Origin of the sequence: Peribacillus sp. NPDC094092, from assembly GCF_050279365.1 — a bacterium.
Taxonomy (GTDB): domain Bacteria; phylum Bacillota; class Bacilli; order Bacillales; family DSM-1321; genus Peribacillus.
Genome location: NZ_JBNNUC010000001.1, coordinates 768567 through 783785 on the forward strand (window position 1 = coordinate 768567; position 15219 = coordinate 783785).

12 protein-coding genes and 1 pseudogene are annotated in these 15219 nt (G+C 38.0%); 5 read left to right on the plus strand and 8 right to left on the minus strand.

Annotation, left to right across the window (positions count from 1 at the left end):
- Positions 1–53: 53 nt before the first annotated feature.
- Entirely contained in the window at positions 54–1430 is a 1377-nt protein-coding gene (locus tag ACQKNS_RS03650; RefSeq protein ID WP_427641244.1) for an aspartate aminotransferase family protein, read from the minus strand.
- A gap of 867 nt (positions 1431–2297) precedes the next feature.
- Positions 2298–2504, minus strand: a complete 207-nt coding sequence (locus ACQKNS_RS03655) for a hypothetical protein (protein WP_427641245.1) — start codon at positions 2502–2504, stop codon at positions 2298–2300.
- A gap of 304 nt (positions 2505–2808) precedes the next feature.
- On the opposite strand from ACQKNS_RS03655, the gene ACQKNS_RS03660 reads away from it, so the two are divergent.
- Together ACQKNS_RS03660 and ACQKNS_RS03665 are read left to right on the plus strand one after the other, a co-directional pair.
- A complete protein-coding gene (locus ACQKNS_RS03660) occupies positions 2809–3315 on the plus strand; it encodes a DinB family protein (RefSeq protein WP_427641246.1) in 507 nt (168 codons plus the stop codon).
- A gap of 42 nt (positions 3316–3357) precedes the next feature.
- A complete protein-coding gene (locus tag ACQKNS_RS03665; RefSeq protein WP_427641247.1) occupies positions 3358–3522 on the plus strand; it encodes a hypothetical protein in 165 nt (54 codons plus the stop codon).
- A 45-nt stretch (positions 3523–3567) separates the two neighbouring features.
- Here the strand turns inward: ACQKNS_RS03665 and ACQKNS_RS03670 are convergent.
- Positions 3568–4146: pseudogene (locus ACQKNS_RS03670) on the minus strand (UTRA domain-containing protein); the annotation flags it as partial.
- A gap of 481 nt (positions 4147–4627) precedes the next feature.
- Between ACQKNS_RS03670 and ACQKNS_RS03675 the strand changes: the two are divergent.
- From ACQKNS_RS03675 to ACQKNS_RS03685, 3 genes are all read left to right on the plus strand, one after another.
- A complete protein-coding gene (locus tag ACQKNS_RS03675; protein WP_427642119.1) occupies positions 4628–6073 on the plus strand; it encodes a DHA2 family efflux MFS transporter permease subunit in 1446 nt (481 codons plus the stop codon).
- Positions 6074–6381: 308 nt separating this feature from the next.
- Positions 6382–6963 carry a YitT family protein gene (locus ACQKNS_RS03680; RefSeq protein ID WP_427641248.1) on the plus strand — a complete coding sequence of 194 codons (582 nt, stop codon included), beginning with the start codon at positions 6382–6384 and terminating at the stop codon, positions 6961–6963.
- A gap of 264 nt (positions 6964–7227) precedes the next feature.
- Positions 7228–7635 carry a DoxX family protein gene (locus ACQKNS_RS03685; protein ID WP_427641250.1) on the plus strand — a complete coding sequence of 136 codons (408 nt, stop codon included), beginning with the start codon at positions 7228–7230 and terminating at the stop codon, positions 7633–7635.
- 65 nt (positions 7636–7700) lie between these two features.
- On the opposite strand, the gene ACQKNS_RS03690 is transcribed toward ACQKNS_RS03685, so the two are convergent.
- The 5 genes from ACQKNS_RS03690 to nhaC all read right to left on the minus strand — a co-directional run bounded on the left by ACQKNS_RS03690 (position 7701) and on the right by nhaC (position 15044).
- Positions 7701–8285 carry a class D sortase gene (locus ACQKNS_RS03690; RefSeq protein WP_427642120.1) on the minus strand — a complete coding sequence of 195 codons (585 nt, stop codon included), beginning with the start codon at positions 8283–8285 and terminating at the stop codon, positions 7701–7703.
- 52 nt (positions 8286–8337) lie between these two features.
- Complete coding sequence (locus ACQKNS_RS03695) at positions 8338–9747, minus strand: processed acidic surface protein (RefSeq protein ID WP_427641251.1); 1410 nt, start codon at positions 9745–9747, stop codon at positions 8338–8340.
- A gap of 706 nt (positions 9748–10453) precedes the next feature.
- Positions 10454–11935, minus strand: coding sequence for an aldehyde dehydrogenase family protein (locus tag ACQKNS_RS03700; RefSeq protein WP_427641252.1), 1482 nt, complete (start codon positions 11933–11935; stop codon positions 10454–10456).
- 89 nt (positions 11936–12024) lie between these two features.
- Complete coding sequence (locus ACQKNS_RS03705) at positions 12025–13404, minus strand: aspartate aminotransferase family protein (RefSeq protein WP_427641253.1); 1380 nt, start codon at positions 13402–13404, stop codon at positions 12025–12027.
- Positions 13405–13583: 179 nt separating this feature from the next.
- The gene (nhaC, locus tag ACQKNS_RS03710) at positions 13584–15044 is read right to left on the minus strand and encodes a Na+/H+ antiporter NhaC (protein ID WP_427641254.1); all 1461 of its coding nucleotides are present in this window, start codon (positions 15042–15044) and stop codon (positions 13584–13586) included.
- Positions 15045–15219: the final 175 nt, after the last annotated feature.

The following is a 15219-nucleotide window of genomic DNA, read 5'->3' on the forward strand; positions in this document are numbered from 1 at the left end:
AAATAGCTTTGATCCGGCCTTTTTCCTTTCATCCACCACTCAGTTAAGCTGTATTATTTCAGGATCCGTCCAATTGCTTCATCATGCGCTTCCACAGTACGAAGAATATCATCCTCCGTATGTACAACAGACATCGAATAACGATTAAGCGGCTTTGTATAAATACCTAATTTTAATAATTCGTAGTCAATCTCTTTTCTTAATTTCGTATTTGCCCTGCTCATATCACGATAATTTTTAATCGGGCCCTCGGCTAAGATTATGTTAAAAATACTGCCCATACCGACTGTTTGCATGTTTAAGCCGTGTTTTTTATATACATTCTCAAGTTCTTTACGTAAAGATTGCGTCTTTACAAACAAATCTTCCATTGTTCCTTCTTCTTCCAATAAGGCAATAGTAGCTAAACCGGCAGCCAAAATGGTTGGATGACCATTGTATGTTCCACTATGATATAACGGATTTTGTTTATCTGTATTATCTGCTCCAGCAGTTAAAATATCTCGTCCGCCTCTAGCAGAGGTAATCATCATGATTTCTTTTTTACCTCCAATGGCCCCCACTGGGAATCCGCCGCCCAGAACTTTTCCTAATGTAGTGATATCCGGTTTAATGCCATATACTTTTTGAGCTCCCCCAATCGATATCCTGAAACCTGTTTTTACTTCATCGAAAATAAGCACTATATTAAGTTCCTCTGTTATTCTACGAAGTCCTTCCATGAATTCTTGTTCAGCAGGTATGAACCCTCCTTGAATTGGCTCTAAAATAACACCTGCTAATTCATGTGCATGTGCACGTAAAATCTTCTCGGTGGATTCCAAATCATTGAATGGAAGAATGATAGTATTTTCAATATAGTAATCTGGTATTCCTCTTGATTCTCCTACCGCTTTAGGGGCTGTTGCGCTGCCTGCCTGATCCATATCAGGGTTAACACTCACTAAAACTTGATCATATCCTCCATGGTAATGTCCTTCAAACTTTGCCAATTTCGGTTTTCCGGTATAAGCCACCGCCGTACGAATTGCAAGAAGTGTAGCTTCTAAACCCGAATTCGTATAACGAACCATTTCAATACCGGGATATAACTCTACTAATTTTTCCGCCATTGTTGTTTCCATCTTGTGAGGCGTACCGAATATGGTAGTTCCAGACTCTAACATTTGTTTTGTCACAGCATCAAATACTTGTTGATGACCATGACCTAATATAAGTGCTCCATAACATAATAAATAATCGATATATTCATTGCCATCTACATCATATAACTTACTGCCTTTTCCTTTTTCCATCATTAATGGATGTGGCGGAAAGTATTTAATATGTGCTGTGACCCCGCCCGGAATAACATCACAAGCTTTTTCAAATAAACCAGCTGATTTTTTTGTTTTTTCCGATAATAAATTCTTGTCGTGTAGTATCATCATTAATTTCCCCTTTATATAGATTTTTTTTCATGCCAATTATTTATAAATAATTGAAGAGATTTTTAAAAAATTTAATCAAACTTCTATTGTGGATATTTTTCAGACTAAACCCAGATATTGATTAAGCAAGCATGTCCAGCCTGACCATAAGAAGATTAAAGAAAATAAGCTATACAATTTGAAATTGCTTCCACCAACCTTCATTTCAGCTTCTCATTCACTTCTTGTTCTAATCCATCGTAAATTTTCTTATTATTAAAATATATATTTCATTATAAAATATAATATGAAATAAATATTACAAAGTCAAGATTAATAAGGAGATTTTTGCTGATTTTTAAGATCCCAGAAATAGAAATGCTGGCCCTACGGATGAAGCGATTTAACGACTATTCAAAAACCAGAAAAAATTTCTCAATAAATAAGCTGCAATCAATATTTTCGACGGATATCTGCCTTAAATGAGTAAACGCCAATTAAGCGCACCAAGAAAATGGCGCGCTTAATTTTGACGTTATTTATCATGCACTTCGATCATGTCTGTGTCACTTGGCCTCTACCGGAGCAATTCTATATCACCGTCGTTATTTTGGGATGCAATATCCACTACATATTTTTAGAGGTTCATCAGGCCTGCACAGATTCCTAGAGTAAAGAAGAAAAATGAGATTGAAACTATGGAGTTTCCTGCATGGAACGGAACTCAACTCTATTGCTTTTTCGGTACTATTACCCCTTCCCCCCTTATCTTAATTCACGGGGGGGAGGAGGCTTATTTAGCACGCTCCATTTTTCAAACCAGAAGTCCACTTTAATATTTTGAATTTCATTCTGATGAAGGCGGAAATTTGGAATACGTAACTGCACCTACATCGTTTCATAGTTTTTTATTTCAAATTCACTTTGGGGCCGATTAATCGACTTACTCAATTTATTAATAAGCTCTTGGTAATCCTTAGTATCATTTGGATCTATACCTTCCCTGACGTTTAGTATCTCGTATCGGTCATACTGTTCTGGAATAAGTTTTCCGTCTACATGGATATAAAGCCTATATTTGATCCTCAGATTCATAAAAATACCATCTCCTTTACTATCAGTTCGATATAAGGAGCTGTTTTCCTGCAAAAAAAACTCTAATATGACCTTCATTACTATTCATTTTTGTAACCAGAATGGTACGCAGCCCATATTATCTTACCCCCCCTTTTTATACCTTGGAAATCCGCGGCGAGCGCACGAACGGCTAGGAGGAATTGTTATATAAATAAGAGAATAGCATATTAATAAATATACTTTATTGAATTCACCTGATTTATTTGTTTTTGCTGCATAAATGGTTGACTACGAAAAAACTAGTATATATGGGGGTTTTTAAATGAAGCATCCCGAACCAGTATTAAAAATGTATACCTATCACTCGTGGGCCAATGGGGTCATCATCGATCGGTTAAATGAACTTCCTCAGCACATATACCATAAGGAAATTCAGAGTGGTTTTTCGTCGGTATCAAAAGTGTTGTCTCACATTTATCTCACGGATTATGTGTGGTTTGACATTATTTCAGGTAAAAGTATGGATGAAGCAATGGCATCTTCCCATCAATTAAGAGAAGAGGTGGAAAAGAAAAATATTGAGGAGATGAAAAAAATATTTCTGGACTTATACGAAAGAAACACAGCATTTCTAAGTAAAGAGGATATGGAAAAGGTAATTGTCGTGGATAATCCATATGCTGGGTTGCTTGAAACTACCATTTCCGAATCGGTATTACACGTTGTTACACACGGATCATATCATCGTGGCAATATCGCTACCATGCTGCGTCAAATGGGGCACACTTCCGTTATGCAAGATTTTGGCCTTTACCTTTATTCAAAATAGAAAACCAAACTATATCCGATTTCAGAATAAGGGGATGTATCGATGGACGAACTAGTTGGCACTTGTGTTCGATGTGCACGTAATGTATATTGTACTGCTGGATTTCTTAACGGCATTCTGTTAGATAACAAGAAAATCTTATGTTTTACTTGTAAGGATATTTTATATGCAATGATCAAAGAAGAAAGAATGGAAGATGAGAGTTGAAGGGGTAATACACCAAATCAAAATGTGAAAACATTTTTCAATACTTCAAAATGGGTCATGCCAATAATTTGGCATGACCCATTTTGCCCGATGAACAGTCAGATTGACCTTGTTCGTTTCGCACATGAACGTTGAAAGATGCACGGGTCGGTCGTTTGCATTGAAGGCGATTTTTAATATTCTAAATAAATTGGCGCCAATATCACATTCTAAAAATTTAGCATAGTTTTTTGTAGCACCAATCACGTCTATAATTTTATCGTTACTGACTATTTCTGTATGGTAATCTTCCAAAAGGATTTTATAAGTTGATTCATCCCTTGCAATCTTCTTTTCTAAATCCGGAAAACGAATTAACGAATAATGAGCAGTATCGTAGAAAAGCGGACGATCATTTACATACATGAGTCGCTCAAGTTCGAGAACGGGGCTACCTTCTTCAATCAGGAGATGACCTGCAACGTCTTTCGGCGCTGGCATGACCTCACTTCTTAAAATCCGGGAATTGGGTATCATCCCAAGCTGATGACTAAACTCCGAAAATCCACTTATGGATAACAATTCATTATGGAACTTATTAGATGCAAAAAGGGTGCCTCGACGCGGAATCCGTGTCAGTGTTCCTTAAAATTTCTCAACATAGGAAAAGGCGTGATTTTATTATTCAACACACCTTTTTATCAATTAACTATTTTTTAGTGAATACGAATGATAGAATGTTAAAGTATTTATACGTAAGCGGAACAATTTTTCTGATACGTAGTAAGTATTATACTGGTGATTATTGTTCGAAGTATGATATACCTGTAGGATGGATGTTAAACTGGGGGATTCCCTAAAAAAGAGAATATATCCTGGATATTGTCAAGTGAGTGGTTAATAAAGAATAAATGCCTCCAAAATCCATGAATTGAGGTAATCTCCTTAAGATGGTGTATATCATTGGAAAATATAGGTTGGATAACCTGAAACTTCGTGAAGCCGCTTTAATCTCTATAATTTTAAAAAATAGCAGGCTGTACAATACGTACTAACCTGGCGGAAAGGACGTGACATAATAGTGAATCACGACAAAACAGCCACCACTAAAATTCGCACGGGTCCCATGTTTGCAGTGATGCTGGCTGGGGCTCTGGTCGCTTTCTTAAATCAGACTTTAATTAATATCGCATTGCCTCAATTAATGAATCACTTTGAAATCTCAGCTGCAACAGCTAACTGGCTTACTACAATCTTCCTATTGGTCAATGGGATTGTCATCCCTATCACCGCTTTCTTAATGGAACGTTTCAATACAAGACAACTATATCTTGCTTCAATGGGACTCTTCGCTTTAGGAACTTTCCTATGTGGGATTGCCCCCAGCTTCTCCGTCTTATTGATCGGACGTGTGGTTCAAGCTGCCGGGGCGGGGATTTTATTCCCTTTGATCACAAATGTGATTTTCACTATATTTCCACCTAACAGACGCGGTTTTGCAATGGGTATATTTGGTATTGCGATGAATTTTGCCCCTGCTGTAGGACCGACGTTATCAGGATGGATTATACAAAATTACTCTTGGCGGGTTCTATTTTTTGTCATTTTCCCATTTGCACTGCTTGACTTCATCTTTGCCATTTTCATCATTAAAAAAGTAGGGAAAACGAGTAGGCCTAAACTTGATAAAATGGGTGTGATTCTATCCACTATCGGATTCGGCGGAGTTCTGTATGGATTTGCTACAGGCGGTACCAAGGGCTGGGACAGTCCCGAAGTAATGACGATGTTCCTTGTTGGGGGAATCAGTTTAGTTTTATTTGTCTGGAGGCAATTTACTGTATCTCATCCTATTTTGGAATTTAGAATTTTTCGGTATAAGATGTTCACTTTAACGACAATTATCAACATCATCGCCACTATGGGTATGTTCTCTGGAATGATCATCATGCCAATCTACATGCAGAATATCCGTGGGTTTACTCCAATGGAATCCGGTCTCATGCTATTGCCTGGCGGGATTTTAATGGGGATCATGTCTCCTATCACAGGTAAACTGTTCGATCGATTTGGTGCGAGATGGCTTGCGGTGAGCGGACTTGCCATCACTATCATTACAACCTATCTTTTAACGCGGCTTGAAACAGATACTTCCTATTCATATGTGGTGTGGGTATATACTATTAGAATGTTCGGTATGTCGATCCTGATGATGCCTATCTTCACAGCTGGATTAAATGAATTGGCACTTAGCCTAAATAAATATGGAACAGCAATGGTCAATACATTGAGAATGGTAGCAGGTGCTGTTGGCATGGCATTCTTTGTATCCATCATGACAAACCAGGGAACGAAACATGTTCATGAAATCTTATCTCACAGTAACATATCACCAGATAATACATCACAAATGGCCATGGCCATTAAACAAGGCAGCGTAATGGGAGTGGATGATGCATTCATGATTGCAACAGGTTTGACCATAATTGCATTCATATTGGCCTTTTATATACGGCAAACTTCACCTCAAGAAGATACCATTACAAATCGCCTATCAAAAAAAAGAGCTTGAATAATTAAGGCAAAATTCAACCTATTTTCCAAGGTATAAAATTCTATAAAACTGACTTGCCCCATTAACGCCAAAAAAGAGACACTATTTATGAGTGTCTCTTTTTTTGGCCAAATTACTTCATGTGCCCCAATGTGACGGCCATCATCTTGATCCTGCTGCTTACTCCAATGCATCTAAAACTTCAGATTATCATTTGAAGAACAAATACAACACAAATATCAATCGTAATTTCCAATCAGCTAAGTATATATTTAGATACCTCTCATATATTTTAAGATAATGATTTGGACAAGGGGAATGTATTTATGAAAAAGTTCGTTACTCTGCTTTTTTCAAGTTTTTGCATTGGAGTAGGTCTTAACCTGTTCATTGTCCCCCTTCATTTAATAAATGGCGGGATATTTGGAATAAGTTTGTTGATCAAATATGTTTGGGGACTCCAGGTTGGACATACCATGATCATGATCAACCTTCCCATATACCTTCTATCCCTTCTATACGATAAGACTTATTTCTTCAATGCCATCCTTGGGTTAGCTTTTACTTCAACCATTATTGATTGGCTCACACCACTAAACGGTTTGGTTCATCTACCGATCATAACGAGTGCCATTATCGGTGGAATGACGATTGGGATTGGTGTTGGTTTTATGCTTAGACAGCATATTAGCCCCGGTGGAGTGGATTTACTGGCACTATTAATCTCTAAAACCACAGCAACTAATCCTGGAATCATTATTTTTATTATTGATTCACTCATCGTAATTGCGGGAATTATTATATTGAAGGACTTAAAGCTAATGTATTCACTCCTCACGATTTCCTGTGTCGGGATATGCGTCATTTTTATCAATTCTTTTAAGACAATAAATATTTTTATAAGATAAAGACATATCTCTTTCGATATATTTGCTCGTACTGGGTCCATGATTTCGCACGTTTACTCGTGGAGCGGATTTCTGAAATCAACTGAATATTTTTTCAGAAAAAACCGCAGGCAAACTCGCTTCTCCTCGAGTTTGCCTACAGACGTGGCGCGATACTTATTAAAGAATCGATTTGCGACGTTGAAGTTCAATAATATTGAATGCATTAAAAAAGGAAAACGGAATATGATTAAAATGTCAACCTAAGGGAGGGAATGAGAATATATGAAAAAAATGAAAATTATATATTGGATTTTCACTGGGCTGTTGGTGGCACTAATGGTTTTGGGTTCTATTCCAGATATAATGTCTGTTCCCGATGCAGTCGCTTTATTTAATCATTTAGGTTATCCTACCTACCTCCTACCCTTTATTGGAATAGCCAAATTATTAGGTGTCGTGGCAATACTCATTCCAGGTTTTCCGAGAATTAAGGAATGGGCTTATGCCGGTTTTGTATTTGATTTGACGGGTGCTATGTATTCAAGCATATCAGTGGGCGACCCCGCCAGTGGATGGCTGCTTTTCATCATCGGATATATATTGATAGCCGGCTCTTATATTTACTATCATAAAATATTAAAATCCACTACATCGAGCACATTGAGCAATAAGGATAGCTTAACAATATAATAAATTGGAAATTAAAAGAGTCCCGATAAGGTTTACCTTATCGGGACTCTTTTTTTAGATGCTTATTAACTTACTTTTTTTGAAGACAAATAAGCGACAAGTATATAGCGTTCAGGTGCCGCCCCGATATAATCAAAGGGATAACAGGTACTGACGGTTAGCGTTGCCCGTGGCTTTGGCACGATTACGGTTCGATCATCCTCATCGACTATTCGAACTTTGTTGACTTTGTATGTGAACTCGCCTGCCGATGTTCTTACAATCAACAAATCTCCTTCGCCAACTTGCCCGAGTTTACGGAATACCGTATCTCTATGGCCGGAAAGAACGGAATTGTCATTTTCACCTGGTAGTACACTTCCTGCAAAGTGACCAACGCCTTTTTCCAATTCATCCTCGTTTGTGCCATGGAAAATAGGGAGTTTGGCTTTTAGTTTGGGTATATACAGTTCCCCGATTTCTTCACCCGTTTCAGGGCGGACAGGATATAGCTCTTTCTTTGTTGTTTTTTTACTTATTGGCTCACTACTTGGTGGTTTCTGTTCAGTTTCATTCACTTGGCTACTTGGAGTATGAGTCTTGTAAAGAAGGTAGCCTTTTGCAAACTTATACATATTGGATGTGGAAAACCAAACCCCAAATAAAATGATGGCAATTGTACAAGAAAGCAGAAGCAATCGCCTTTTCTTTAATTGTTTCATATTAAGCTTTCCTGATTTTTCGATACATCAAGCTTCCGAACAAGATAATGCATAGTCCTAAAAGGGCATTAGGGATATAATCGGAAGCGGTATTGGGAAGTTTAGCCCCTTTTACAGTTTGATGTTCCGATTTAGTATCAGTGCTGATTTTTTGTTTTACTGGTTTAGCAACTGGTGCCTTTTCAATGGTCTTTTGCACCTCTTTAGCAGATTCCTTTATTTGTCCTCCTGCATTAGTAAGAGTGTCAGAGTCCACCATATCACCTGTTATTAAAAGGTCAGCCAAGAACTTTCCATCAGTAGAGTATATCGAAATTTTCAGGTTAGCGCCTTTCAGTTCTTCCAATTTCATTAAATCCAAAAGGGATACAGGTGATTCAGAGCCGCTTTTCACAAGGGCATACGATACCTTAAGCTTAAAGATGGAAAGTAATTCTTCATAGATTGATGCCATTTCAGCTATCTGTTCAGCTGTAAGCTCGGTTGCTACATCAAATTCCTCGAAAGCCATCATGCGGTTGCCCAATTCTTCAAGTTGCTTAGCTGTTTCCGGATTGGAAAGATGCCCTTCCAAAGACATTAAGTGGTCTTCAAGCCTCTGTAGTTCCTCTTCCGTTAAACCGAAGTCTTCCTCGAAAATAGGAAGAAGATCTTCAGCAACTTCACCATCCATCCCCCCACCAGTAAGGTTCCAAACAGTTTCTTCAAGATTATCTATGTATACATAATCGCTAATATCTTCACCGTTTTCTTCCAACAATTGAAGCAACGCTTGTTTATCCAATCCATAATTCTCATTAAAATAATCTAAGTTGCTTAAGTCTGCCTTTATGACGTCACCTAAGAATTCGCTAAGCTCATCAACAGATTCGAATTCTTCCGTGCTAAAATCATAAATTTCCAATGACGCTTCGATATCTTCTTTTGTTACTTCGAAGCCTCTTACTTTGCTAACCTCGGCTAAATAATTGACAAATTCTTTGTCAAAGTTTGGATCTCGTTCAAAATCGCCTTCTTCTGAATAGAAATAAACAGCTTCATCGAGGTCCCAGATAAAGATATAATCATCTAGTTCTTCCCCATTTTCATTCAATAGTTTAATAAGGCTCTCATTAGTTAGATTATAATCTTCATAAATGGCATCTAAATTACTTAAATCTGCTTTAATAACTTCGCCCAAGGCATCTTTAAGATCTTCAATGGAATCAAAGTTTTTAATACTCTCATCGTAAAAAGAAAGAGACGTTTCAATATCATCCTTCGTCACTTCAAAACCCCTAACAAGGCTTACCTCTTTTAAATACTTTGTGAGTTCTTGCTCAAAATTTTTGCTTGGTGCTGCCGATGCTAATTGCGGAAATAAGCTAATTAACAAAGTAAATGAAACTAAAATGGCCCACAGTTTTTTCATACTTTTCTCCTATTCATAACATTTCATATGTTTCTAGAAGATTATAATTCAATAACAATAATTTAACAATGAAGTTATTTTTTCCGATTCGGGAAAATTTCTATCCTACTTACTTTGCTAAGAAACTTTTTTAACCCATATACATCCGTTTTCGCTAATTACGGCGTGTTTCATCCTATTAATTTACCGATTACAAAAAGACGGGATTAAAACATCCCGCTTCTGTACCTCAGCTCCATAGTTTCACCTTCCTTTTACTCTCGGTTAAATTCAGCCGATTTTTCATTTCACGGTACTATTCAATGTCAACTCTACTTAAATCCTTATATTCTGTAAGTGTGTTCTTCCGACTTATAAAGGTTATCATCGATTTCGAGCGCCAAGGGCTATATACAATGGGGAATGCATCCGGAAAGTTTTTGGTGACAGACCTACAAATTCTCTTCATTTCAACGCTCTCTTTAAGTCATTTGCTGTTCCCCTACTTTATAATTTGGGACATTAAGTATTTTCCCTAATTTATTCCTTTAATAAAAAGTCACAGGCGACCGAAAAGAATGCCAATAATTTTTTATAATATTCTGAATACAAAAGGTGAAACGCTCCCCATTTTAAATGTGAGCGTTTCAGTCCCTTATAGTATCTCAGCCGCTACAGTTACAATAATCGCAACGACTTGGACAATTGATTTCACAACTTATTATTTTCACTCCAAATTTACCCAAACACTCTTCACCTCGGTATAACTTTCTAAAGCATAGGCACTTAAATCTCTACCAAATCCAGACTGTTTATATCCCCCAAAAGGGGAGGCTGGGTCTATTACATCATAACAATTAATCCATATATTTCCTGATTTTAATTGATTAGCAACTGTATGTGCCATTTTTACGTTCTCTGTCCAAATCCCCGCACCTAAACCGTAAGGAGAGTTATTCGCACGTTCTATTACTTCTTCCACCGTATTGTAAGGCATGACAACGACGACTGGTCCGAAAATTTCCTCTTTTGCAATCGTCATATACTCTTCTACATCAATAAAAATAGTCGGCTCAACAAAGAAACCTTTATCCGATTTTCTTCCGCCCGTTACTGCCTTTGCTCCTTCTTCTTTGCCAATTTTAATAAATTCAAACACGCGGTCTTGCTGTTTTTTAGAAACAAGAGGACCCATCGTTGTATCTGTATCCAACCCATTTCCAAGCTTAACGTTTTCAGCTAGGGAAACCATACCGGAAACGACTTCATCGAATTGATCTTTATGAACGTATACTCTCGAACCAGCACTGCAAACTTCCCCTTGGTTAAACATAATGCCGTTGAATACTCCAGGAATCGCTTTTGAAAGGTCCGCATCCGGGAGTATGATATTAGGCGACTTTCCCCCAAGCTCCAGCGTCAGCCGTTTCATTGAATCTGCGGCTTGTTTCATTATTTGCTTCCCGATAGCCGTCGAGCCGGTAAACGAAACTTTATCTACATCTGGGTGATCCACTATTGCATGACCGGCTTTCGCACCGAATCCGGGAACAATGTTAACAACACCTGCAGGAAATCCTGCTTTTTCAACAAGCTCAGCAAAATAAAGTGCCGATAACGGAGTCTGTTCAGCGGGCTTCAAAACAACAGTACAGCCTGCCGCTAAGGCCGGAGCTACTTTCCATGAGACCATATTAATAGGGTAGTTCCAAGGGATAATTTGTCCAACTACTCCGACTGGCTCATGACGAGTATAGTTTAAGAATGGACCGGAAACAGGAATTGTTTGCCCCATATTCTTTGTCGCCCAACCAGCAAAATACCGGAACGTTTCAATCGTCCCTGGTACATCGACGGCCCGTGTTTCATTTATTGGCTTTCCATTATCCAAAGTATCTAATTGTGCAAGCTCTTCTTGATGTTTTTCAATAAGGTCAGCTAATTTCAAGATGAGTTTTGCTCTTTCAGCGGCACTCATCTTTGACCATGGTCCCTCATCAAATGCTTTCCTTGCTGCCTTAACTGCCGAATCTATATCTTTTTCTTCCGCTTCATAGACCGTTGCCAATATTTCTTCAGTAACTGGATTAATTGTTTCAAATGTTTTTGAAGAACAAGATTCCACAAATTTTCCATCGATGTACAACTTTTTCGTACCTTTTAAAAACTCCCTCACCTTATTGCTCATTTCAAGTGTTTGGTTCGCCATTCTTGGTTCCTCCATTCTAAAAATAAACATGCCAGAGATCGAGCCGCTAAGCCTTCAAGCTCTCTAGCATGTTGTATGGATCCAATCATTTATTTAATGGTTTTATTAAATTCAGTCACTGCTGTATCGATGATATTGATCATTTCCGAAATTTCTTGTTTATTAATGATAAGCGGCGGAGCAATGGCAACAATATCCTTGCCCTTTTCAAAGTCTGCAGCTCTTAAAATCAATTTGCGCTTGAAGCACTGATCAACGACAAACGATGCTGGTTTTACTGATTCTGCAAATGGTACATCCAAGTCACGATCCTGCTGAAGCTCAAATCCGGCAAGCAAGCCGACCGCCCTTGATTTTGTAAAATACCGATGTTTATCGGTTAAGTAGTCAAACCCTTTCTTAAGCTCTTTCTCCATGTTGTTAACGTTATCAAGAATGTTATCGCGCTCGAGAATTTCAATCGTTTTCAATCCAACGGCACAAGCTGTTGGATGTCCGCTATACGTAAAGCCATGACCTAATATTTGATCATATTGTACGATAGTATCTCTGATTTCTTTATTTACCAAAACGCCGCCAAGCTGTGCATAACCGCTCGTAATCCCTTTTGCTACACTCATGATATCAGGTACGACGTCCCAGTTATCGACACCGAACATTTTTCCGGTACGTCCAAATCCACAAATGACTTCGTCAGAAATCATCAGGATATCATTTTCTTCACATAAGGCTTTAACTGCTTTTAAATAACCATCAGGTGAAACGTGAACTCCTCCTGCACCTTGAATTGGTTCAAGGATAAGGGCAGCGATGGTTTCTGCTCCTTCTTTTTCGATGACATCACGAATGCATCCTTCATAGTTCGGATCATTTTTATCGCCAAGCTCACAATTAGTCAAATGTGATTTTGCCCTCACCATATCGGCATCTCTTGAACCTGCAAAACTATGGAAAGCATCTATGCCAGTTGCTGTTCCGGCAGAAACCGTTGCGCCATGGTAGCTACGGCTTATCGATAATATTTTTTTCTTTGTTGGTCGACCTTTTAAATTCCAATAAAAACGTGCTAGCTTAAAAGCCGTATCGTTTGATTCCGATCCACCGGATGTGAAAAAGATAGCACTTAAATCACCAGGTGCAACGGAAACCACTTTTTCGGCCAAGCGAACAGCTTTTTCATTTGAGTAGCCATAGAATGAAGAACTGTAAGCAAGAGTAGACATCTGGTCATATGAAGCTTGCGCAAGTTCCTTGTTTCCATGTCCTAAATTTACATTCCAAAGCATGGAAGCGCCATCAATATATGTATCACCTTTAATGTCTGTTACACGGATTCCGTTTCCTTCATGAAAAATTATTTTTGGGCCATTTTCAATAAACAATTTAGGTACAGTCGTTGGATGCAGATAATGTTTTTTGTCTAATTCAATTAATTTTTCGATTTTCGACTCGGTTTTAGAAACAACCATGTTCCATACCTCCTAATGTAATAACTATTTAAAATACCTAAAATGAAACACTTTCACTATTAACTTAGTAAAGTTTATATTGAGAATAAATAAGGAATTATTCCTTAAATAAAATATATATTATACTTAGACTATTGTCAATAATCTGAATAATCAATCTAGTCATTTTTTTATGATTTTTATTCCATTGGAATTGAAGATTCGAGCTCTTTACCTTTATTGTCCCTTCTTGTTCCAACTGGTTCGTCTACTTCTAAACGGTTAATTTTTATATTTAAATATCCAAAAGCGATAGCTACAAAAGTACTAATATAGCAAAAGAATGCATATGGAGCATATTCAATCGGAGAAACACCCAGAACAGAGAACATAAAAATACCACAAGTGGTCCATGGGATTAGACTTGCTGTTACTGTCCCGCAATCTTCCAATGTACGTCCGAGCAATTTCGGATGCAGCCCCCGTTTTTTATATTCATTCAAATACATGCGTCCAGGTATAATAACGGACATGAATTGGTCACATCCTACGATGTTTGAAGCGATACACGTTCCAGCAGTCGCTGTTACTAAACTGCCTGTCCGTTTTACTTTCCGAAGCAGCGATCCAAGGAGAGTTTCCAATATCTTTGCTTTTTCGAGAATAGCGCCAAATGATAGCGCAATAAGGATTAAAGAAACCGTATACATCATATCTTGAATCCCACCTTGGTTTAACAATTCATCCGTTACTTTGTAACCCGTTTCGGCAGAATAACCATTATTCATGATGTTTATCAAATGACCTAACGAAGTTTTTTGGACAAATAGGGAACAAGCCCCACCAATAAGGACCCCGACAGTCAAGCCAGGAATGGCCGGTATCTTTAAAATGAAAATTAGCGCAATAAATAGTAACGGAATTAATAAAAACGGCGAGATAACAAATTGATCTGAAAGAATTCCTTGAATCTTTTCAGCCTGTGACAAATCTGCTCCTTCTCCACGAAATTTAAACCCGAGAAATGTATACAGCATTAGCGATATAATGAGTGTTGGGAATGTTGTGTTCATTAGGTTCCTAATGTGTTCAAAAAGGTCTACACCCACAACCGCGGACGTGAAGTTCGTCACATCCGATAAAGGACTCATCTTATCACCGAAATAAACACCCGATACCACTGCACCAGCAACCATCGGTAATGGAACACCCAAGCCATGCCCAATTCCCATTAACGCGACTCCAATCGTACCAGCAGCAAACCAGGCATTTCCAGCGATGCTGACAAGAACAGAAATGATGCAGGCTGTAACAAGAAAATACGTTGGAGATACAACCCCTAATCCATAATAAACCATCGATGGCACAATTCCAGATGCCACCCAAGCTCCAATAAAGGCCCCGATTATCACTAGTATCAGTAAGGCTTTGATTGATACACTAATTGTTTTTACTAAGTGTTCTTCAATTGAATGCCAATTATGACCAAGCTTCAAAGCGACGATCACTGCAACGACCGTACTTATTAAAAGGGGTACATGTGGATCAGCACCATAAACACCAATTCCAATTGCCAGGGCACATGCCATAAACACGATTGGTATTAAAGCAAGCCAATTAGAAGGGGTTTTTACCACATTCACATTATTATCCTGTTTCACTCATCTTCACTCCCCGTTTCCTTTTTAACTCCAAGTTTCGATTACTATCTAAGAATCTCCAAATTTGATAGCGCTTACAATCTTAAACGGTTAAAATGAGCGTTTTTCAGTTAAAAATGCCATTAATCAATCCCCCTGACTTTTTAAATTGGCTTCATGTAATTAAAAAGCTCCA